The 20,289-nt window shown below is 67.9% G+C and carries 21 protein-coding genes; 13 read left to right on the top strand and 8 right to left on the bottom strand.

The genetic code is table 11. The annotated features are described in order from the left end of the window. Positions 1-92: 92 nt before the first annotated feature. On the top strand, positions 93-1,175 hold the full coding sequence (locus ACFWEP_RS05140; protein ID WP_387365776.1) for a hypothetical protein: 1,083 nt from the start codon (positions 93-95) through the stop codon (positions 1,173-1,175). Between the two features lie 108 nt (positions 1,176-1,283). On the opposite strand, the gene ACFWEP_RS05135 is transcribed toward ACFWEP_RS05140, so the two are convergent. Together ACFWEP_RS05135 and ACFWEP_RS05130 are read right to left on the bottom strand one after the other, a co-directional pair. Then, positions 1,284-1,841, bottom strand: a complete 558-nt coding sequence (locus ACFWEP_RS05135; RefSeq protein ID WP_387365773.1) for a flavoprotein — start codon at positions 1,839-1,841, stop codon at positions 1,284-1,286. After that, positions 1,838-3,100, bottom strand: a complete 1,263-nt coding sequence (locus ACFWEP_RS05130; RefSeq protein ID WP_387365770.1) for a helix-turn-helix domain-containing protein — start codon at positions 3,098-3,100, stop codon at positions 1,838-1,840. The genes ACFWEP_RS05135 and ACFWEP_RS05130 overlap by 4 nt, the downstream gene beginning before the upstream one ends. Before the next feature lie 178 nt (positions 3,101-3,278). Between ACFWEP_RS05130 and ACFWEP_RS05125 the strand changes: the two genes are divergently transcribed. From ACFWEP_RS05125 to ACFWEP_RS05090, 8 genes are all read left to right on the top strand, one after another. Continuing rightward, a complete protein-coding gene (locus ACFWEP_RS05125; RefSeq protein ID WP_387365767.1) occupies positions 3,279-3,719 on the top strand; it encodes an ATP-binding protein in 441 nt (146 codons plus the stop codon). Between the two features lie 2 nt (positions 3,720-3,721). Further along, on the top strand, positions 3,722-5,047 hold the full coding sequence (locus tag ACFWEP_RS05120) for a UDP-N-acetylglucosamine 1-carboxyvinyltransferase (RefSeq protein WP_387365764.1): 1,326 nt from the start codon (positions 3,722-3,724) through the stop codon (positions 5,045-5,047). After that, entirely contained in the window at positions 5,044-6,252 is a 1,209-nt protein-coding gene (locus tag ACFWEP_RS05115; protein ID WP_387365761.1) for a metallophosphoesterase, read from the top strand. Before ACFWEP_RS05120 ends, ACFWEP_RS05115 begins: the two co-directional genes overlap by 4 nt. Next, positions 6,249-6,788, top strand: coding sequence for a dCTP deaminase (gene dcd, locus ACFWEP_RS05110; RefSeq protein ID WP_266706976.1), 540 nt, complete (start codon positions 6,249-6,251; stop codon positions 6,786-6,788). Before ACFWEP_RS05115 ends, dcd begins: the two co-directional genes overlap by 4 nt. After that, positions 6,785-7,321: a deoxycytidine triphosphate deaminase gene (locus ACFWEP_RS05105; protein WP_387365758.1), complete on the top strand. Its 537-nt coding sequence runs from the start codon at positions 6,785-6,787 to the stop codon at positions 7,319-7,321. The genes dcd and ACFWEP_RS05105 overlap by 4 nt, the downstream gene beginning before the upstream one ends. A gap of 5 nt (positions 7,322-7,326) precedes the next feature. Beyond that, positions 7,327-8,418, top strand: coding sequence for a glycosyltransferase family 4 protein (locus tag ACFWEP_RS05100; RefSeq protein WP_387365818.1), 1,092 nt, complete (start codon positions 7,327-7,329; stop codon positions 8,416-8,418). Positions 8,419-8,501: 83 nt separating this feature from the next. After that, positions 8,502-9,536, top strand: coding sequence for a serine hydrolase domain-containing protein (locus tag ACFWEP_RS05095; protein WP_387365755.1), 1,035 nt, complete (start codon positions 8,502-8,504; stop codon positions 9,534-9,536). A 119-nt stretch (positions 9,537-9,655) separates the two neighbouring features. Further along, positions 9,656-10,309, top strand: a complete 654-nt coding sequence (locus tag ACFWEP_RS05090) for an HNH endonuclease signature motif containing protein (protein WP_387365752.1) — start codon at positions 9,656-9,658, stop codon at positions 10,307-10,309. Between the two features lie 559 nt (positions 10,310-10,868). On the opposite strand, the gene ACFWEP_RS05085 is transcribed toward ACFWEP_RS05090, so the two are convergent. The 6 genes from ACFWEP_RS05085 to ACFWEP_RS05060 form a co-directional block, all read right to left on the bottom strand. Further along, positions 10,869-11,984: a hypothetical protein gene (locus ACFWEP_RS05085; RefSeq protein ID WP_387365749.1), complete on the bottom strand. Its 1,116-nt coding sequence runs from the start codon at positions 11,982-11,984 to the stop codon at positions 10,869-10,871. Then, on the bottom strand, positions 11,981-12,289 hold the full coding sequence (locus ACFWEP_RS05080; protein ID WP_387365746.1) for a helix-turn-helix domain-containing protein: 309 nt from the start codon (positions 12,287-12,289) through the stop codon (positions 11,981-11,983). Before ACFWEP_RS05080 ends, ACFWEP_RS05085 begins: the two co-directional genes overlap by 4 nt. Further along, positions 12,286-13,032 carry a hypothetical protein gene (locus tag ACFWEP_RS05075; protein WP_387365743.1) on the bottom strand — a complete coding sequence of 249 codons (747 nt, stop codon included), beginning with the start codon at positions 13,030-13,032 and terminating at the stop codon, positions 12,286-12,288. Before ACFWEP_RS05075 ends, ACFWEP_RS05080 begins: the two co-directional genes overlap by 4 nt. Continuing rightward, positions 13,023-13,310, bottom strand: coding sequence for a hypothetical protein (locus ACFWEP_RS05070; RefSeq protein WP_387365740.1), 288 nt, complete (start codon positions 13,308-13,310; stop codon positions 13,023-13,025). The genes ACFWEP_RS05075 and ACFWEP_RS05070 overlap by 10 nt, the downstream gene beginning before the upstream one ends. After that, the gene (locus ACFWEP_RS05065; protein WP_387365737.1) at positions 13,307-14,098 is read right to left on the bottom strand and encodes a hypothetical protein; all 792 of its coding nucleotides are present in this window, start codon (positions 14,096-14,098) and stop codon (positions 13,307-13,309) included. Before ACFWEP_RS05065 ends, ACFWEP_RS05070 begins: the two co-directional genes overlap by 4 nt. 115 nt (positions 14,099-14,213) lie before the next feature. After that, positions 14,214-14,948 carry a Crp/Fnr family transcriptional regulator gene (locus ACFWEP_RS05060; RefSeq protein WP_387365734.1) on the bottom strand — a complete coding sequence of 245 codons (735 nt, stop codon included), beginning with the start codon at positions 14,946-14,948 and terminating at the stop codon, positions 14,214-14,216. 1,284 nt (positions 14,949-16,232) lie between these two features. Here ACFWEP_RS05060 and ACFWEP_RS05055 point away from each other — a divergent pair. The 4 genes from ACFWEP_RS05055 to ACFWEP_RS05040 all read left to right on the top strand — a co-directional run. Beyond that, positions 16,233-17,771 (top strand): YDG/SRA domain-containing protein, encoded by a 1,539-nt coding sequence (locus ACFWEP_RS05055; protein ID WP_387365731.1) that lies wholly within the window; start codon positions 16,233-16,235, stop codon positions 17,769-17,771. A 573-nt stretch (positions 17,772-18,344) separates the two neighbouring features. Beyond that, positions 18,345-19,574, top strand: a complete 1,230-nt coding sequence (locus ACFWEP_RS05050) for a helix-turn-helix domain-containing protein (protein WP_387365728.1) — start codon at positions 18,345-18,347, stop codon at positions 19,572-19,574. 55 nt (positions 19,575-19,629) lie between these two features. Beyond that, positions 19,630-20,076 (top strand): hypothetical protein, encoded by a 447-nt coding sequence (locus ACFWEP_RS05045; protein ID WP_387365725.1) that lies wholly within the window; start codon positions 19,630-19,632, stop codon positions 20,074-20,076. Next, positions 20,073-20,289 (top strand): hypothetical protein (locus tag ACFWEP_RS05040; RefSeq protein WP_387365722.1); only part of this gene is annotated, 217 nt, incomplete at its 3' end. The genes ACFWEP_RS05045 and ACFWEP_RS05040, both read left to right, overlap by 4 nt.

Genomic DNA, 20,289 nt, shown 5'->3' with positions numbered 1-20,289 from the left:
CCCATCCCACCCGAGTTCATTTAGGTGAGACGGCACAACCACTGGTCTGTTCCCGGCACCATCTACTTATCCACACCGATGTAGGGGATGCCTTGAGCCTGGCCCGCACGACCGCCCAGCAGTTATTCCCGCGTGTTGCACAGACCCGGTTACGGCTTGAATCCTGGCGCCTCCGCGTCAACCAGCGCGTTATCGGCACCCGTCTCCGCAGCCTCGCCTCGTCACTCCAAGCACTGGAAGTGGCGGAGCGGAGGCTTCCACACACCCGACGGGCGCTGCGGGACACTCGGCCAACGCTCGAAACAGCCTCGTACGGTTCCATAGCCCTCACGCTCCTCGCCCTTTGGCTCGGCGTGAGGCTGATCAAGTTCTCCGCGGAAGTCGTCCACGACCTAGCCTCGGCACTCGGCATCGAGTCAATCTCACGGGCTGCGACGCACTTCCTATGGGTTCTGCGCCCCGAAGCTGCAAATCAGCCATCGCAGGGGTGGGACGCCCTGATCGTCATGATCACTATGTTGGCAGCACTGTTCCCCCCGCTCTGGTGGCTAATCAAGCGACGCCCAGCACGAGGCGCGGTCTTGCGGCACCGGGCGACCATCCAGGCCGTGGAAACGCTAAACCTCTGTGCCAAGGCATACAGACAGCAGCCCGGACAACGCGCGGCACAGCTTCGAGAGCTCGACCTTGGCCTCCGCGCGACCGAAGGCGCCATCCTGCGCGCCTATCGACACACCGGCACCATGCCCCGCCGTTCCGCCAGGAGGCCGGCAGCACGTACGCATGCATCGCAGGTCGCGGGCGCGCTCCGTGCTGAGTCTCTACGGATGGACGTCCAGCCAGAGATGGCGCTGCCCCGTCTGGGTGCCATGCTGGCGGAGATCGGCGAACGGTGTGCGGAGGGCCGCATTGGGTCCATGCTGCCAGCGGAGTCACTGGTGAACATCGAACCCGTTTCCGCTGCACGCACAACAGTCCGGGAGTCAATCCACGTGGCTGTGGCCCTCATTGCCGCCATGGCCTCTGCCGTGGCGGCCTCCGCTGCTCTGCCCAAGCTAGGAGTGAACGACGACCTGCGTCCGGCACTCATCCTGGGCTGCGCCGTGTTGGCTGCAATCCTTGTCGGCGGTTGGCATCGTGTGGGTCGGCTCCTGGAGTTGGTGCCGGGCAGGTGAGCTTCCTGCTTGCGAAGTCACCGCTCCAGACCGTCGGCGCGCGGGCCTCCTTGGACCTGGAGCCCACGCCGTCAACCTATGGCTTATTTGCTGTGCCGACAGCAGCGATCACTGCTTGGCAGCCACTGCAGGGGTGAGCAGGTCGAGTGCTTCCTCCCAGTTGAAGCGGTCCGCGCCGCCACCGGCCTTGGGCCGGTGGGGCTCGTAGGAGCCGATGAGGATGCCCATCGCGCGCAGCTTCCGCAGGCTCTCGGCGTACGCGGGGTGGGCGGCCTGGGCCGAGTTCACGTACGGCAGGGCAGCAGTCGGGGTACCGAGGCCGTACGACTCGCAGAGGATGCCGAGCGCCAGGGTGTCGGAGATGCCGGCCGCCCACTTGTTGATCGTGTTGAACGTCGCCGGGACGACGGCGATCGCGTCCGGGGCCGGGAGTGGCTGGGGAGCGCTGGGGGAGCGCCATGCCGAGCGAATCGGGTACCCGGTCTGCGCCTCGACCGCTTCCGCGTCGATGAAGCTCAGGCCCTGCGGGGTGGCGACGACGCCTACGCCCCAACCGGCTTCCTGGGCCGCACCGATCAGCCGGCCGACACCATCAGCGATGCCCGACCCGCACACGACAATGTAGAGAAAGGGCTTCTTGGCCTGCTGGTCGGGCTGCTCACTCACGCGGGTACTCCCAGTCGACGGCTGAACAAGTGCAGTTCGGGCAGCGTACGGCGACGGTCGCGGGCGGCCATGTCCGCGACCAGCTCCCGGATGGCCGGCCGGCGGACGTCCTGGGCCGCGCAGCTCTCGGCGATGCGAAGCGCCTGGTAGCCCTGGTCGAGCCGGCCCTGCTGGCTGTACGCGCGGGCCGTCTCGACCCAGAGAGCAGCCCGTCGCTCGGGGGCGGGAATGTGCCGTCGCATGAGCGGGCGCGCGGCCTCCAGAGCGAGCCCGGCGTCACCGAAGGCCACCGCGGCGCTCACCCCGTGGAGGCTGACGTTCGTCGGGCTGAAGTTGGCCCAGGCGTCGGAGTGGTCAAGGGTGACGAAACGAGAGACCTCCTTGGCCTCCGTGAGGAAGTCACGGGTGGCCGAGCGGTCGCCCGCGCTGCTCGCGGCGGTGACACCACGCAGCAGAAGCAGGCCGAGCGCGGCCAGGTAGCGCGGGGAGCGCTGGTCGTAGGCGCCGGTGAGTTGGTCGGCAGTGTGCCGGACCAGCGTGATGGCCTGGGACGTGTGCTTCTCGCGGGCGAGTAGGTGTGCGTGGACGCGAACGCTGGAAGCCAGGACGACCGGGTCACCGCTGCGTTCCGCCTCGGCCATAGCGCGGCCCACCGCCAGCCACGCGTTGCCCTGGTCGCCGAGTTTGAGCAGCAGGCTGGCGGAGGTCTGGTAGGCAGTGGCCAGCAGAGCCGTCGCCTCGTCCGAACCAGTCGCAGCGTGACGAAGATCCGCGATCAACGCGGGGAGGGTCCGCTCCAGGTCTGTGTAGTCGCAGGCGTAGAGAAGCCGACGCACGTCCGAGACGCGCTTCCCGAGGTGGGAAAGGTCTTGCTCCTCGTCCCCTGCCGGAGGGAACGGTCCGGGGAGGAGCGCGTGCACAAGGGCACCGTAGCCGTGGGACGGGGAAGGCGGCGACGCGAGCGTGGCCAAGCTGGTGGCAAGGAACGTACGGCGATGCATGTCATCTGTCTCGGCGTGGGAGTCGCTGGCATCGGGAACGTCGGCCAGGCCGACGGAGGATAAGGGGATACCCAACTCCCGTGCGATGGAACGCAATACCTGGGAGTCCTCGGTGCCCTTCCCCTGTTCAAGTCGGCTCACCTTCGACTGGTGATAGCCGAGCGCGGCAGCAACGTCCGTCTGGGACCGCTTGGCGAGCACGCGCGCTCGGCGGAGCACCTCGCCGAGCCGTCTCGCCTCGTCGTGCGCATCGGTCATCTGTGCCACGGCCCCTTTCGCCGCGCCCGATCCTGCCTTCTCAACCGAGCGTAAGTCACCGCGCACTTGGCGGTCATGCAGCTTCTGCATAAGCCATGCGGAGCGGGCAGCCGGGCAATCCCGCTCACCGCCCCGGACGGTTCTCTGGTCAGGCCGCACTCGACCGGGAGGCACTCCTGTGGAACCGCTTCGCTTCAGCTTTTCCGTAGCCGGCACGCCGTACGCCGTCACCGACTCCAGACACCGGGTCGTCGCAGGGGTTCGTGACTGGCGGCTGGATGGCGCCGACGAGGTGCTGGAAGACGTGGCGCTGGTGACCAGCGAGCTGCTGACCAACGCCGTGCGTCATGCCGGATACGGCCCCATCTCGGTGGCCGCGGAGCTGAACGACGGCCGGGTGCGCATCGAGGTCTGCGACTCCAGTCCCGTACTTCCGAAGGCCGGCCTGCCCGGTGCGGATGACGAGAACGGACGCGGCCTGCCCATCGTCGCGGCACTGGCCGCCCGCCACGACGTCGAGGCCACCGCTTCCGGGAAGCGGTGCTGGGCCGAGATCACGGTGCCCACACCGCCCGCATGTCCCGACACGGCCGTACACGCCCTGCTTCCAAGGAGATGACCATGCCCCTCACCCAGATCCCCGCCACCACGGCCGAGGTGATCGCGATCCGTCCCGGCCCGCCGCTCGCCGGGGCCGTGACCGTCGACGGCTCCAAGAACGCCGCTCTGCCGCTCCTCGCGGCGGCTGCGGCCCTGCGCCTGCCGGTACAGCTCAGCAACGTCCCCACCAGCGCCGACGTGCAGGCCATGCTCACGCTGGTGCAGCAGGCCGGGCACCGGCTGGCTCGCACGGTCGGCGACCCGAGCACGGTCCTGTTCATGGGCGGCGGCATCGGAACCATCGCCCCGGAGCTGTTCGAGACCGCAGGCCGCATCCGCGCCTCGTACTACCTGGTGCCCGCACTGCTCGCCACCCACGGAAGGGCCGTTCTGCCGTGGCCGGGCGGGTGCCGGATCGGGGACCGTGGGATGGAGCAGCACTTCCGGATGTACGAGGCGTTCGGCGACAGGTACGCGGTGGACGCCCGCGGCTACAGCGTGGTGGCCGGGAGCGCCCGTACCGACTCCGTCTCGGTGATGCTGCCCTTCCGCTCGCGCGGCGCGACGGTCGCCGCGATCCTGCGAGCCGTGGTCGCGGGCCGACCGTTACGGCTAGGTCTCCCGAACCTGTCTCCGGAGGTCACCAGCGTGCTGCGCGCCGTGCGATCTGCAGGGTGGGGCGCTCAGGCCACCGAGCGCCTGATCGCTCTCACGCCGCCGACTGCGGCCTCCGCGGAGGGCTCCATCACCTGGGCCGTTCCCGGCGACAAGATCGAGGCAGGCACACTCGCCTGCGCACTCGCGGCCACGGGCGGCCACGGCCGCATCGAAGGCGTACGCGGCGAGGACGTCGCGCCCGTCGTGGCCGCTCTGCGCTGGCTCGGCGTGCCGGTGGCCGTGCAGGAGAACGCCCTCACGGTTCACGCCCGGAACATGCAGCCGACCGGCCACTCCCTGCGCGCCGTCGCTTCCCTCTCCCCCGGCGGCCTGGACGCGGACTTCGAGCCCGCGCTCATGGCGCTGGCCCTGGGACTGCCCGGCACGCACCTCTTCGCGGACACGATCAACCCCGGCCGCCACGGCAACCTGGTCCCCCAACTCGCAGCGCTGGGCGCGGACATCGACCAAATCTCCGCCACCCAGTGCCGCCTTACCGGACCGCAGCGCCTGACCGGCGCGGGGGTGGAGTCCACCGACATCCGGACCGGCTCGGCCCTCCTCATCGCCGGCCTCACCGCGCGCGGCGTCACCACCCTCGGAGGGCTCCAGCAGCTCCGCCGGGGGCACGCCGACCTCCCCGCCAAGCTCCGTGTCCTCGGCGCCGACATCTGCGAGGTCACGCCGTGACCCGGACCTTGCAGCGCATCGTGGCCACGACCGATGTCCACTCCGCCTTCGACGGCGTCGCGCCTCTGCTGGCCCACGTGCACGCGGCCCGGTCCGAAGCGCTCGTCGTCGACAGCGGCGACTTCTTCGAGGGCAGCGGGTACTACCGGCTGGGCGGCGGACGGGTCGAGCGCGAGATCCTCACCACCCTGTACGACGCGATCGCCCCCGGGAACCACGGCTGGTCGCACTACTTCGAACCGAGCCTCCACCGGCTCACCGTCTGCGCGAACGTGGTGGACGACGCCAGCGGGAGCGCCCTGTTCCGGCGCATCCACCTGACCACGATCGGCGGCCGGCGGGTCGCGGTGACCGGCGTGATGGGCGTCCAGGCGTTCAACGCCGTCCCGTTCGCCGACCGGGCCGGTCACCGCGTCACCAACCCGGTTCGGGCGCTCAGGGAGTTGATGCTCGCCCACCACCACGAGGTGGACTCCTGGGTCCTGCTCAGCCACTCCGGATTCACCGAAGACCTGAAAGTCGCCGAAGCCTGCCCGTTCCTGGACGTGATCTTCGCGGGACACTGCCACAGCGACCAGTACGGTCCCGTCCGCGTGGGCGACACCCTGGTCCTCAAGGGCCATGAGCTGGCGGTCGGCTTCGCGCTCGCGAGCGTGGAAGAGGGCGGCTGGAGCGGCCGGTCGGTTCGCCTGCCGCCCGCAGCCGCAGCCTCCCCACCCGACTTGGAGCCGATTCTCGACGAGATCGAAAACCTGCGCCGGCGCTTGGCGGCACCCCTCGGTACGGTCGCTCGTGCCTACCGGCACCGCGTCCCCGACCGGGCCGAGCTGGTCGCGGAGATCGTCGAACGACTGCGTACGGGCCTGAGAGCGGAAGCGGTCGTCATCAACGAGACCGCGCTCCGCCCCGTCCCCCTCGGCACCACGCTCACCAGGGGCGACCTGCTCGCCACCGATCCGTTCGACAACCAACTCGTCCTGGTGACGCTGCCCGACGATCAGCACGAGGTCGATGCCCTGCTGGAGCGCCTGTCCACGCAGGCCGGTCCCCTAGCCACCGCACCGGCACCGCTGCCGCCCGGTACCAGGTCCCTCCTGACCACCGGCTACCTCGCCGACGCGTACTTCGGCGGACACCCCAGGCAGGCCGCCGTCCCCCTCGGACAAGCCGTCCAGCACGTCCTGACCGAAGGAGGAAGACCGTGATCCTGACCGGTCCCGAGATCACCACGGCCACGGTCGACGGGCGCTTACGCATCGCCCCGTTCGACCAGAACCAGGTCAACCCCAACAGCTACAACGTCCGGCTCGGCCCGACCCTCCTGACCTACACGACCCCGGTCATCGACAGCCACCGCCCCAATCCCACGGCGGAAGTGCTAATCGACGAGGGCGGCTACGTCCTCCAGCCCGGCGAGCTCTACCTCGGCCACACCCTCGAAGAAGTCGGCTCCGACTCCTTCGTACCACTGCTGTTCGGCCGCTCCTCGGTGGGCCGACTGGGACTGTTCGTCGAGATCACCGCGCCGATAGGCGACATCGGATTCCACGGGCAGTGGACGCTGATGCTGTCCGCCGTCCGTCCCTTGCGCGTGTACCCGGGCATGAAGATCGGGCAGATCATGTTCTTCGTCGCGGCCGGTCCCGTCGACCTCTACACCGGCAAGTACCAGGCCGCGACGGGCCCACAGCCCTCCGCGTACTGGCGCGACCTCCCGCCGGCCAGATCGGCGGAGTCGTGATCCTCACCGGCCCGGCCATCGCCGCGGCACGGGCCGACGGCACCCTCACCATCGAGCCCTACGATCCCGCGCACCTCTCTCCGAACGCCTACGACTGGCGACTCGGCGACACCCTGCGCATCTGCGACGGCGACCTCGACGCGGCCTCCCGCACCCTCAGCCGCGAGATCACCATCCCGCCGGTGGGCTACGTCCTGGTCCCCGGCGTCCTGTACCTCGGCGTCACCCACGAGAGGACCGGATCGGAGACGTACGCGCAGTTCCTCAACGGCAGCCGGAGCATCGGCGCCCTCGGGATATGGGTCCACGTCTCCGCCCCGCTCGGGCACCAGGGCCACGCCATCCGGTGGACCCTGGAGATCCGCGCGGCCCGTCCCGTACGGATCTACCCGCTCATGGTCTTCGGGAAAGTCACCTTCCACCAGACGTTCGGCGCCGCGGCGAGCTACCAGCAGCTCGGCCTCAAGTACCGCTCCAGCGCGGGGATCGAGACCTCCCGTCTCTACGAAGAGATGCAGGGAGGCCAGTCGTGAACCCCATGGTCGCCACAGCCCTCGACCTGCCTGCCGGTAGCCCCGGCGGAAGCGTCGAACTCTTCCTGGACCTCTATACCGGCAACCGCCCCGGCATCCCGGCCCAAGCGTTCATGCTCACCCCCGAAGGCGCCACTCCGCACCGCCGGCCCGGCCTGGAGCTGCTGTCCGTACGAGGAAAGTGCCTGGACGGCCCCGCCTTCGGCAGATACGTGGCCGAACTCCGTACGGCCCTCCGGCAGGCGATCGACCCGTCCAGGATCGACGTCCTGCACCTGCAGCACCTCGCCTTCGGAGCGACCCCAGCCCTGATGCGGGCCCTGCCGGCCCACGCGAGGATCGCCCTGGTCCACGGCACCGACCTGCTCTTCGCCGAAGGCCACCGCGACCAGCTCCGTGTCCTGCGCGAGACGGCGCGGGCATCCGACGCGATCGTGGTCCCCACCCACGCGATGGCCGACCGCCTCCTCGGGCTGGCCCCGAAGATCGACCGCCGGAAGATCGTCCACATCCCCTGGGGAATCCCCGACCACCTCATCACCAGCCCGCCCGCACGAACGACGTGCACCCCGACGAGCCACCTGCGCCTGCTGTACGCCGGTCGGCTCACGCCCGAAAAGGGCGGCGAAGCCCTCATCAAAAGCCTCGCCCCCGCGCAGGGGATCGAGCTGAGCATCGCCGCGCCGCAGAGCGAGTACCAGGCGCTGGCACCCTTGTTCCGGCGAGCCGGCATTCGAGCCCGCTACCTCGGCTGGCTCCGCCGACCGCAGCTGTGGAAAACCTTCGCGGACCACGACCTCCTCGTCATGCCGTCCACCACCCTGGAGGCCATGGGCCTGGTCGCCCTCGAAGCCCAGGCGTGCGGACTCCCCGTCCTCTACCAGCCCGTGCCCGGACTGAACGAGGCACTCGGCGCCTCCGCGGCACCCACCGACTTCGGCCGCCCCGGAGCCGTAGCCCGAGACATCCAGCGCATGCGCACCTCCAGCAACGTCCTCCCCGCACTGCGGGCAGCAGGTCTCGCCAACGCACGCCGGTACCCGCTCTCCGCCACCCAAGCCGCTCTCCACGCGCTCGGCCACCAAGTGCTCAGCTAGGACACCGCGTCGAACCATCGGCTGCTGCGGCGGCGTCCCTACCCTGGGCAACGGAGACCCCACGGCCACTGAAAAGGGAGACCATGATCGACCGCATTCAAGCCTTGCTGGACGAAGGCGTCCGCAACAAGGTCTACCCCGGTGCGGTCTGGGCCGTGGGGGACTCCACCGGCATCCGAGCCAGCGGCGCCACGGGCGTCCTCGACCCGGACGAACCGGAACAACGGATGCGCCTGGACACCGTCTTCGACGCCGCCAGCCTCACCAAGATCCTCGCCGTCTGGTCCTCGATCGGAGCACTGTGGGGGGACGGCCGACTCGACCTGGACGCCCGGCTGGGCTCGTACTGGCCCGACGTCGCGGAGTACGACCTCGGGCAGGTCACCGCACGGCAGTTGCTCACCCACACCGCCGGCGTCCCCCTCCGGGCCCAGCTGAAAAACCAGTACGGCACGAACCACGCCGACATCCGCAGAGGCGTGCTGCACGAGCCGCTGCACCGGCCACCAGGCGAAGCCGTCGAGTACACCGACCGCGCCGCCCTGATCCTCGGCTTCCTCGCCGAACACCTCTCGGGCATGTCCCTGGACCAGCTCGCCACCGAGCGGACCTGGCGCCCCCTGGGCATGAACACCACCCGCTTCGGCCCGCTGCCTGCCGAACTCGTCGCCCGCAGCGCCCCCACCGAACTTGAGCAGGAAACGGGCACGCATCTCAAAGGTCTAGCCCACGACTTCTCCGCCCGGCTCCTCGGGGGAGCATGCGGCATCGCAGGTGCCTTTACCGTCCTCGACGACCTCGCCGTCTTCCTCCGATACATGCTCGACCACACCACAGCCCCGGGCGAGGTGGGCTTCGGCGCCGACTGGAGCGCCAATTCCCTCACAGTGCAGACCGAGAGCTCTCAACCGGAACGCGGCCTGTTCTGGCACCCTGCCCCAGGCACCACGGACGGGCAGGACATCTGGATCCACTACGGCTTCACCGGCACTGGCATGTGGATCGCTCCCACGCAAGACCGGTGGGCAGGGATGCTGACCAACAAGCTCTACTACACCCGCGACCGTCAGCCGCTAACGGACGTGCGCAACACATTCCGCCGACTGGCCTTCGCCTGAGAATCTCGATCCCTGGCAGTCACGAGGCACGTCCGCGCGGGGCCCGCCGACCTGGGCGGCACGGGCAGCCATCCTCAGTGAGAGAACCCAGAGCCGTCACCGCAAGTCACCGGACCTGCATGCTCACCTTAAGTATCCGTTCGGGTGCCCATTGTCAGTGGCAGAGGATAGCGTCCCCCACGACATCGGCGATGGGATATCTGATGACACTTCTGGACTCCAGTGTCCAGCGAGGCAAGCGAACGAAGCAGCCCACATGGGTGTGGCTAATGGTTCTGACGGCACACGCAGGTGCTTGCACGTACTGCGCCGTAAACCGGGCGACCACTCTCGACCACGAGGCCCCCATTGGCGACAACGGCGCGGACGTGTGGTGGAACCTTCTTCCTGCCTGCAAACCGTGCAACGACTGGAAGGGTAAGCGGACAGCCTCAGGGTGGCTCATCGACCAGAAGCTTCACCGAAAGCAACCAGCAGTCGGGTTCGACACCCGTCGCATGCCCCTCAGAATGTTTCACGGCTTCGAGGAACGCATCGGTCGAACGTTGCGGGAACTACGCGAAGTGGGCCGCCGGGACTGGTTTCGGCACCACTATGGCCACGCACGCCACGGGAACAAGGCGGAGATGCAGGCGACCCTGAGCGTGTGCAGGAAGAGCTGGATCGCTACCCCCATCTACCCTGGCGAACCCCCAATGTGTACGAAGCGTCCATCGATCTCTGCACGAGGCACATGTGCTGTGGCCACTGGCATCCATCGGCCCGCACTCTGACCGCCGTAATCCTCACAGAGAGCCAGCACTTGGCGTTCGCCAAGGCTGCTTTCTCAGAAGGCTTGTCAGAAGGCGACCTCGCAGCCCGGCTGATCACCCGGTACCTGACCTCCCGGGACGATAGAACAGCGCCGCCCTTGACAGGCTCAGATGTAACGGTCCCCACCCAGCGTTAACCGCGCCTCGCGAAGGTCCCTCTACGACTCACGTCAGAACCGTGCAGCACGGCTTCCCACTCTCTAGGGTGCCCCGACTGCCCCCAGCGGAGCGGACGACAGCGGTCAGGTACGGCTTCCCCAAAGCACCTCGATTCACGTCACCCCGCATATGAGCGCAGGTTTAGAGCTCATCGCTGGCCCAGAAACCGCTGATTCCGGAGCGTATGGCGCGGATTCGATTCCCGTCATTTGCTCTTGCACGAAGCCCCAGGTCGGAGACCTGGGGCTTCGTCATTGTCGGGGCCTGCTCGCCACCTGCCGAGATTCTGTCGCCCGGTTCAGCCGCTGGCGACAGTGGAACGATGGGCCGTCCGCGGAACGATGGGCCGTCCGCCTCGTGGTCAGATCAACGCGCGGGCCCGGTGCTCCCAGTCCGCAACCTTGGTCATCACGCCGCTGACCTGCTTGATCGCGGCCGTGAGGTCCCGGCCCGGCACTCGCAGCTCTCGGCTCATCTTCACCAGCCACCGCATGCCGACCTCGACCTCGCCGAGCACTCCGACCACTTCGTGGGTGGACTCGGCAGTACTGATCATCTGCTGCAGGAAGTCGGTCGCCGAACCGGCGCGCTGCTCGGGCGGCATCGCCTCGATTACATCGAACGCCGCCTGGGCCGCCGCGTCCATCTCGACCATCTGCCCGGCGAAGCGGGTGCATGCCTCCCGGAGCCCGGAGGCCGGCTCAGCCATCGACCTGGCCAACTCGGTCATCGCCGGCAGCCACGCGCTCATCGGCGTCCCCGGCTGGGCGGCGCGCTCCATCACGGGCCCGATCTGCACGGTGGCTTCGGCGATCGCCGTCATAAACTCGCCGATCGCCTCCATGGTCTCGCCGATCGCCTCCGTCTGCGCCTCCACCCGGGCGAACCGGTCGATCAGTCCGGGGGCCTCCAGATCGTCCAGCTCCGCCTGTACCACAAGTTCCGGCGGCGACGCCGCTGGCAGTCCAAACAGAATCCGGGCCGGGGTCAGCGGCTCAAACCTGTTGTCCAGGGCACCCTTCAGGGCGGTCTCCAGGTCCCGCCGTGCCTTGACTAGACCGCTACGGCTACGCTTAAACATGATCGTCCGGATCAGCGAGAGGTCGAACGGCAGCTCCCCGTGCTCGCCGAGGTGGACGATCGGTTTGCCCGTCAGGTGCCGGATACCGAGCTCGTATGTGACGTTCGCGTTGCCCCCGGTAAGGTCGGCGATCACGATGTCGTCCTGCAGCACGTGGCGGCAGATCTGCTCGGTGATCTCACCCGTGTCGGCGATCCCGTCCGCCCTGACCGGGACGATGCCATGCCTGGCGCAGGCGGGCAGGATCACCTTTTCGAAGATCTCTAGGTTCTCCTCGTACGCCAGGAGTTCCGGGCTCCCGTCCGGTGCGTGCTCGTTGCCGATGGGCGCGATGACGAAGCAGGTCGTCATCGGCGGCTCCTCGGTCTTCGGCTCGGTGACGGCCACGATGCTCATGCGTAGTCCTCCGTTTCGAACTCCGTTGCGAAATCGCGTTGATCCTGGAAGTCGGCACCGGCGCGCAGGTCGACCGGGTAGACGGGGCGCTCCTCAATCCCGAGCGCCCGGAGCAGGTCGGCGGTGGGGATTCGGTACTGCCACCCGATGCGTAGGAACCGGCAGGGGAAACCGCCCTGGTGAATGAGCTTGTACGCGGTGGCGGGGCAGATTCCGAGCGCCTGGGCGGCGGTGCGCAGGTCAACGACCAGTGGCAGGTCGAACGCCTCGGCGAACGACAGCCAGGTCCTGGAACGCGGGGTCATAGTCGCCCTCCTGCCGGACGCAGCGACAGGGTGCCGATGCGGCTGCCCTCGCTCGGACGCCGCGCCCGGTGCACGATCTCTCCGAGACCCAAGTGACCAGCCAGCTCGCCCAGTCGGAAGCTCTCCAGCCGATCCGGTGCGACGCTGAACCGCACGGTCGCCGACAGGCCGTCGGGTCGGGCGGGCGGCGACACCCGCAGCTCCCAGCCGTCGTGCCAGTCGCCAGCCGGCGACTCCGCGGGGGACTCCACGGAAAGGTGAGCGGCGGCCAGCGCCTCGACGTCCGCCACCGGCCGCTCCCGGGTGCGGGCCCGGGCGAACGCCCAGACCAGGTTGATGGTGGGGCGCAGCATTGCGCGGTCCGCCTCCTGGGTTCGCGGGTCCACGTCCGCGAGTACTGTCAGGAGGGCGAGCAGTGACTCAGCTTCGAGCTCCCGCTGGTCGATCGGCCACCGGATCGCGATGTGGTGGATAGTGCGCCGCAGGGCGGGCAGGGCCAGCCAGAGCACCAGCAGCCGTTCGGATCCGGCCGCGCCGGTGTCGCGCCGCGCCGCCTCGAGGGCCCCGCGCCAGATCTCCTCGCGAAGCCGCAGATCCGACGGCCTGGCATACAGCGCCCGCCGGGCCGTCAGGGCGGAGAGCCGGGTCGGGCCCTCGGCCGTCAAAACCGGAAAGGGCAGTTCAGCGAGCCGGAATCGGTGCTCCAGCACATCGAACACCCGGTTGTAGGGGATCAGTCCCATGGTGAACCTCCCGAATCGTCACCCATGCTGTCCACGATGCGTGAGCAGGCCCGGGCGATCCGGTGCAACTCCTCGCGCAGCGTCTCGTAGGGGACCGGCGAGAAGCCGGCCGTGTACCGCCGCGTGCTCGCGGCGGAGCGGTGGTCACAGGCGGCCGCGTAGTAGTACACGTCGCCGGTCCGGCCCTGGACGGAGAGGCCCTGGGTGTCCTGCTGGTGGTTGCCGCCTGCAGCGTTCCTGCATGAGGCGCAGCCTCCTGCAGGCGGGTCGTAGTTCATCGGCCTGCCCCGCCAGGCACCACCCCGTGGACGACGGACCCGTGGATCACGCCCTGGACGGCAGTGCCGTGGACGCCCTGCTGGACGAAGCTCGGCCGTTCCACCTCCGCCGCTCGCGCCGGGGACCGCAGTCCGCCCTCCGGCGTGTCCGGCCAGGGCTCCCCCACGTCCTGCGGGTCCACACCCGGCAAACAGACCCAGCCGTACCCGGCGAACCCCTTCTGCTCGACGTGGATACGGCGGTACTGCTCCGGGTCGTGTCCGTGGAACCGCAAGCGCACCACGTCCTGGTAGAGCCGGTCGGAGATCACCACGGCCAGGCTCGCCGACCTGGCAGCCGCCAAGGCCCGCTTCACCTCAGGTGCGTTCAGGTAGCGGGCCACAGCGATCGGGGCGGGGCCGGAGAAGCCCAGGGCGGCGGTGGCGGCTACGCCGGTGTCGATGGCCAGCCGAAGCCGCATCCGCTTGGCGGGCCGACGGGTGGCGTTGTAGCCGCCGAGCTCAGCCGCGAGGTGGGTGACGTAGTCACCCAGCACCACCTGCTCGGAAGTGCCCGCCGGGAGGACCGCGAACTCCATGTCGCCCTGCGGCTGAACGGACCACGTGCCGTGGTCCAGCCCGCTGTGTTCGGCTGCCGCCCTCAGCACCCGGGCGAGCTGGGCCTGCGCGGTCCGCTGGCCCGGGGTGTCGAAGCGGCTGTACTGCTCGATGTCCGCTGCCAGGCAGAGGCGGCGGTTGTCATCCGGCCAGGGCTTGTACCCTGACCGGACATTCGGCTGCGACGTCATGTGAACCATCACCTACTTGATGAGTTGGGATAGTCGGTGGTGCTGGTCGCCAACTGTGCTGCCGACGCGTCGCGCTCTCCGGAGAGGCCGCAAAAATGCGGGATGCCGGTTCCTGTCAGCGGCCGATCGGCGGCAGGAGCCCCATCGCCCGAAGGCGGTCCGGCTTGAGCACCGCCATCTCGCGGTTCCTGATCCTCACGACCCCTGCGTCACGTAACCCTGCCAGCGCCCCCTGCACCGCCCTCTCTCGTGATCCGATGAGCGCGGCGAGTTCGGCCTGCGTGAGATCGACGCAGATCAGAGTGTGCGAGCCGATGATCTCCCCGTGGTTCTCGGCGAGTTCGGCGAGTACTCGAGCGAGCCGTACGCGAACCGGGAACTCACCGAACACCATGCGCCAGGAATTCGCGTTGTGCAGACGGCGGTTGCTGAGTCGCGTGATGTGAAGGACAGTTTCGGGATACTTGTTGAGGAACTTCTGCACCGCTCGGCGTTGGATGACGTGTGCGTCAATGTCCTCACCCGCCGTCACCGTGGCCGATCTGGGCACGCCGTCGATCACGGCCATCTCTCCGACCAGGTCTCCGCCGGCCCGGATGGCGATCAGGGCTTCATGCCCGTTCGCTCGCTTCCTGGTGATCTTGACGTAGCCGGTCTCCAGGAGCATCAGGCAATCGCCCGGTGTCCCTTCCACGAGGATCTTCGCGCCGGGCGGATATTGCCGCGGGAAACCGATACTCAGCAGTTCTTCCCTGGCCTCCGCGGACAGGCTGCCGAGGAAGCAGGGGGGCCGCTGCTCGCCGATGTCATACGTACCGCGCTGTGCAGTCCTCTGAGTCGCGCGCTCCATAACCCACCTCGTGGTCGAGTCCAAGTGCTCTCCCGATCAGGGAATCAGCCACGGATTCGAGCGAAAAGAGCGTGCGAGGAGCAACCGGTGTGGTGCGTGTGCACGGTGAGGCGCGTCGGCGCGAGGATCTCCGACGGTCTCCCTCGGTTTTTGTGCGGGGCAGCGACATGCGCTATGGCGTCCCGCCGGCAGCATGGAAGGAATACAGCCCGGTCCTCCCGCCTGGCCGGATCCCTTCGCCGTCACCGCACAAAACCGCCCCACAGGCTCAACGAACCTGGGGCCCCATCCACGAGGACTGGCAGCTGTTGTCGCCACTCTGCCATCTGGGCACATGACGCCTCGGCGAGGGAGGCCCCACTTCCCCCAGCACACAGGTCACAGAGACGTCCGCTCTCACTCGTCTACTGGCGGATCCGAGCGCCCTTACCCGCCAACGCAGTTCAAGGGCAAATCGCCGGTCCACGGCTCGGGAAACGCCGTGGACCGGCTAGCACCGGGAAGTATGGCCTCATGCGATCGCGTGCTCCTGCGAGAAACCCCAGATCGGTGGCCTGGGGTTTTCCGTTCCTCGGACCACAGGCTCCCGCGAGAGACCTCCTCCCCAAGCTGGCAGGCCGCTACCTGCGGGGTGCGAGAGCGCCGCGGCCATCTGGGACCGGCTGCTCTTGGACCTCAGCCCCGAACAGGACACAGGCCACTACCTACGTTGCCGCTGGACCCCCGCAGTGGATCGCCCGAGAAGCGAGTTCATCACCTCCAGGGCCGCCTTCTGACGCCGAACTTTCCTCGACCAGACCGCCGGACAAATCACCCCGAAGAAGAACAGCAACCCCAGAACGACACCCGGCACCGCCGAGACCATGGCCAAGGTCATGTCGCCTTGCAGCCCGACAGCAACCGGGCCGGCGCCCGTTACAGCAAGACCGGCCGAGGCGAACCAGCGGGAAGGTCGTCGGGGCAGCGCGCTAACCGCCACTGGAACAGTTTCTCCAGACACAGCGCTCGCCGTATCCTCAAGCATGTAGTTCTCCGATGCATTGAAGGGGACTACCAGCAATGACGGCTTCCTGTTGACGCAGGGAGCCGTCGCTCTTTGCAGAGCGACGAATCAGCCGCTTCTCGTAACGATCTCAGACCCCCACAGCGCAAGATCCCGCAGAAAACTCCGCGGGACTGATGTAATCTGGTGTTTTACCAGTTCAGAGGCCCTATGCAATCATCCATAGTGACTCACGTCACATGAAATAATCGGGAGTGTGTGATGCATGTCACGGTGTGGTCATGGTGCGACGGCTCCCACTGAGCGACAACGGCCCCTTGTCGTCCTTTGCCCGTGATCTGCGCGGCGTGAAAGACGGAACGCAGGGAACGGTCGAGATGGCGGTCCTCCGCGGCGCGTCTCGGACTGCTGTCTACGCGGCACTGAACGGCACTCGCTTGCCAAGCGTTCAAACCCTGGGCGCCATGATCGACGCCTGGATCGATGGTGGCGAGACAGGTCGGCAATGGTGGCTTGAGCGGCGTCGCCAGACCGAAGAGTCCATGGCGGAGGCTGCACGGCTCAGAGGCATCGCTACGGCACGTCGCACACCTGAAGAAGTCGACTTCACCGAGCAGTTGCGCCACTTGTGGCGGGAGTGCGGCAGCCCCTCGACCGAACAAGCGGCACTCCACTGCAGCTTGAGTGCACGCACACTCGATTCGTATCTCGGAGGGAGGACGCTCCCGACAGCCGAACGCCTCGGCGAACTTTTCGATGGACTGTCCGTCCTATGTGAGGCCGACAAGGCTTCGCTGGTGTCCTCCGCACACGAGTCACCGGTCGGCGAGGCGCTCTTGCGGGCACGGGCTGCCCGCAAGGAGGAACGTTCCAGGGTCAGGCAACTGGCAAAGGTACTTCCCGGAGGGCAACCGGTCCCCGCCGACACCAGGCACTCCAACGGGTTCGGCGTGGTGGCCGGAGTACTACAGGGCCAGAAGTTCGACAGCCGACAAGCACTGGCCCAGGCCGGTGTGCACCGACAGCTGATGGCCGGCATCGCTGGACGCCAAAGTCTCGGGGCAGAATCAGTCATCGTGTCCGATACCGGCAACGATGATTACGGCGATGTGATCGTGTACACCGGTGAGGGCGGGCTGAACCCCGAGACTGGCCGCCTAGCGCGTGATCAACAACTGACCCGAGGAAACGCGGCCCTCGCAACAAGCGCCGCCACCGGCGCTCCCGTCCGAGTGATCCGGCGGATCTCCACAGCCCCTCATTCTCGGCTCTACCAGTACATCGGCCTATTCAAGGTGGAGGACTACTGGTCGGAGCAAGGCTCGCACGGCTACAGGATCTGGCGATTCCGCCTGGTTCAGCTCTCAACGGCAGAGCAAAGCGAAAGTGGTTTGTCAACGCCTGCTCCGGCAGTGAGACAGGAGGCTCAGCACGACGTCTACCGCCCCCGTTCTGCCTCCTCGGTCCAGCGCATCGTACGCAGCACTGCAACCGCAAACCTGGTAAAGCAGATGTATGACTACACGTGCCAGGTGTGCGGAATCCGCATACAGGGTCGGACCGGCGCTTACGCAGAGTCGGCGCACATTCTCCCACTGGGGTCGCCACATGACGGTCCTGACGTGATCGGAAACGTGCTCTGCCTGTGCCCCAACCACCACGTGCTCTTCGATCAAGGAATGTTGATCATCAACGACGACCTGACAGTCGTGGCCCGTGCTGACAGCACGGTGCTCGGCCGCCTCCGCGAGATTCCGGATCATCGGCTTGACAGGCAGCACCTCGCGCGCCACCGAATTCTCCACGGGTTGCCTGAGTGAACCGCTCCAGGTCTTATGAACACATTGCGCCTCAAACTGAGCAGGCGTAGTCCCTAAAGGCTGTCCCTGGGGCATACGTGGACCTCCACGCGGCATCCGGGGGCTGTGGCCCCTGGATACCTCACGAGACGACAAGAGTCTTACTCGCATGCCGGTAGTAATGGCACCTACCGCGAAGACGGTCGCCGTGCCCCATCCGTGCCCTTCGGAGCGGACAACAGTGGTCAAGCTCTGCATCCTGAAACCACACGGGCCCAGCACGTCTCAAACAAACACGCAGGTCAGAGCCAATACCGTCGGCCGAAAACCGCTGATTCCCAAGCTCAGAGCGCGAGTTCGATTCTCGTCACCCGCTCCATGAAGAAGGCCCAGGTCATCGACCAGGGCCTTTCTTGTTGTCTAGACCAGTTGGTGGGTGGCGTGCCCTCCGCCTGCCTTCCTCTCGATCTCTGCGGCATTCCTACGGCAACTCGCCTCACGCGCATGCATCGTCCTGGGTACCTTTCTGATGACGAACTCTGCGCGGACGACCCGGTACCGAGCCAGGCGGTCCAGCAGCCTGGAGGTGTCCTGATGCTGGAGGAAGCCGAGGAGATCGGCCGGCGCGCTCGCAGAGCGCGACTGCGGTTGGGCATGCCGCAAGCCGATCTGGCGGCAGCCCTGGGGAAGTCGCAGGGCTGGGTGTCCAAGATGGAACGCGGCCTGATCGAGCTCGACCGGGTCGGGTTGCTCAACCAGGTCGCCGCCGAGCTGCACATCCATCCGAACGACCTGATCGGGCGCCCGTACAACAGCTCGCCCGACGACAACCAGTGGCAGATCGCCGCCTCCTCGATCCTGCGAGAGCTGCGCCGCTACGACCTCGCGCCCGTCTTCGACGGGACTCCCCGGCCGACATCGCAACTGTGGCGTGAGGTGACGCGGCTGCACCGGCTCCGGGACACCGCCTCCAACGTGGCGATCCTCCGCGTCCTGCCGGACCTGTTCCGCGAAGCACGGGCCCTGGCGGAAGAGTCGCATGGCCACGAGCGGGAGGAGGCGTACGCCGTCTACGCGGTGTGCTGCAAGTTCGCGCACACCGCCGCCCACGCCCTCGGGCACCCCGAACTGGTGGCCATGGCGTGCGAGCGGGCGGCGTGGTCGGCCAGGCTTTCCGGAGACCCCGTGTTGCCCGCCGTGGCCGACTGGATGCGGGTCTGGGACATGTGGGCCACGGCCGACTGGTCCGACGCCCTCTCGCTCTCGGACAAGGCGATCACCTCGGTGCAGCAGCCGTACGAAGTCGGTGATCCTCTGGCCGTGCGAGCCTGGGGCACGCTGCAGCTGCGGGCAGCGGTTTCCGCCGCTCGGGCCGGCCGTTCCTCGGAGGCCGAGGAACGGATCGGTCACGCGAAGGATGCCGCCGAGCGCATGGACGCGTACGTCGGCGCACCGGTGTACGACCGGCACTCGCTGACGTTCTCCGCGGGGAACGTTCAGATCCACGCGATCAGCGTGGCACTGGAGATGGGCAAGCAGAGCCAGGCGCTGGAGATAAACCGCCGCACCAGCCCAGTGCTGGTGGGGGCACTTCCCAACTCTCGTCAGGGACACCACCACATGGATGTCGCGCGAGCATGGCTGTGGGACGGGAACCGCGACAAGGCCCTGGCCGAGCTGGAGACAGCGGAGCGGATCGCGCCGCAGCTCGTACGGAACCATCCCATCGCCCGCTCCACGCTCCGCAGCATCGTCCACGCCGAACGGGCCGCCACCCGGGAGAAGTTGCGACGCATGTCCGACCGCTTCCACCTGGACGGATAGGAGTCGTATTCCTCCCGCTCATATTCGAGGGCTCGCACGCTCCTAACTTCGGGGCATGACTGGACGACGTTCTCCCCACCTACCGCCGCAGGGCGTCGAGTTGGGAATGGCAGCTCCGTTCGCTCCCCGACTCGGCGACCTCGCTACCGATATCTCCCGTGAGGGCCGTCTCGGAGTCGTGGTCGCCCTTCCCGGTGAGGGCTCCGCGACGACCTACCACCTGCGCCCGCCCGGCGGCGGAGCCGCGTGGTCCGCGCCCGCCGACGGGGCGACGCTCAGGCCCGTACCGGTGAAGGCCACCCACGCCACGCTGCTGCCCGGCCGGGACGCGGTCTACGACCCGCGTGCCCGCCAGGGCTCGGTACCCGTCATCCTCCACTGCGACGACGGCTCGACCCTCGACGGCGCGCTCATCCTCACCTCGGCGGAGCTGGAGCGGCTGTACGCACAGACCAACCGTCTTCTCGTCGCCCACGAGAACGCCCTCGGCGGGACCCCGTGACCGGAAGACACCGCGGTCATCCGCATCACGCCGCACCCGCCCTCGTACGGTCCGAGCTCGGCAATCGGCTCGCGCTCGGGTTCCTGACCGTCGTCGGCCTGGTCGGCCCGGCCTGTGCGCTACGTGAGCACGTGGGCCCGCTCCTCGAAGGCGCCGGCTATCGGCCCGCCGTCATCGCACCGGAAGCGAGCCTGCCGCACTCGGCGTCCGGAC

The organism is Streptomyces sp. NPDC060198 (assembly GCF_042728415.1).
Lineage (GTDB): Bacteria > Actinomycetota > Actinomycetes > Streptomycetales > Streptomycetaceae > Streptomyces.
Note: the sequence above shows the minus strand (reverse complement) of the source record. Positions and strands in the feature narration are given on the sequence as shown.

What these genes read in the sequence shown, in the direction of transcription:
- ACFWEP_RS05090 (WP_387365752.1), top strand. Translation starts at nt 9,656, where the DNA reads ATGCTCACCTTAAGTATCCGTTCGGGTGCCCATTGTCAGTGGCAGAGG.
- ACFWEP_RS05050 (WP_387365728.1), top strand. Translation starts at nt 18,345, where the DNA reads ATGCTGGAGGAAGCCGAGGAGATCGGCCGGCGCGCTCGCAGAGCGCGA.
- ACFWEP_RS05080 (WP_387365746.1), bottom strand. Translation starts at nt 12,289, where the DNA reads ATGACCCCGCGTTCCAGGACCTGGCTGTCGTTCGCCGAGGCGTTCGAC.
- ACFWEP_RS05045 (WP_387365725.1), top strand. Translation starts at nt 19,630, where the DNA reads ATGACTGGACGACGTTCTCCCCACCTACCGCCGCAGGGCGTCGAGTTG.
- ACFWEP_RS05130 (WP_387365770.1), bottom strand. Translation starts at nt 3,100, where the DNA reads ATGACCGATGCGCACGACGAGGCGAGACGGCTCGGCGAGGTGCTCCGC.
- ACFWEP_RS05075 (WP_387365743.1), bottom strand. Translation starts at nt 13,032, where the DNA reads ATGGGACTGATCCCCTACAACCGGGTGTTCGATGTGCTGGAGCACCGA.
- ACFWEP_RS05085 (WP_387365749.1), bottom strand. Translation starts at nt 11,984, where the DNA reads ATGAGCATCGTGGCCGTCACCGAGCCGAAGACCGAGGAGCCGCCGATG.
- ACFWEP_RS05095 (WP_387365755.1), top strand. Translation starts at nt 8,502, where the DNA reads ATGATCGACCGCATTCAAGCCTTGCTGGACGAAGGCGTCCGCAACAAG.
- ACFWEP_RS05120 (WP_387365764.1), top strand. Translation starts at nt 3,722, where the DNA reads ATGCCCCTCACCCAGATCCCCGCCACCACGGCCGAGGTGATCGCGATC.
- ACFWEP_RS05070 (WP_387365740.1), bottom strand. Translation starts at nt 13,310, where the DNA reads ATGAACTACGACCCGCCTGCAGGAGGCTGCGCCTCATGCAGGAACGCT.
- ACFWEP_RS05100 (WP_387365818.1), top strand. Translation starts at nt 7,327, where the DNA reads ATGGTCGCCACAGCCCTCGACCTGCCTGCCGGTAGCCCCGGCGGAAGC.
- ACFWEP_RS05060 (WP_387365734.1), bottom strand. Translation starts at nt 14,948, where the DNA reads ATGGAGCGCGCGACTCAGAGGACTGCACAGCGCGGTACGTATGACATC.
- ACFWEP_RS05055 (WP_387365731.1), top strand. Translation starts at nt 16,233, where the DNA reads ATGGTGCGACGGCTCCCACTGAGCGACAACGGCCCCTTGTCGTCCTTT.
- ACFWEP_RS05065 (WP_387365737.1), bottom strand. Translation starts at nt 14,098, where the DNA reads ATGACGTCGCAGCCGAATGTCCGGTCAGGGTACAAGCCCTGGCCGGAT.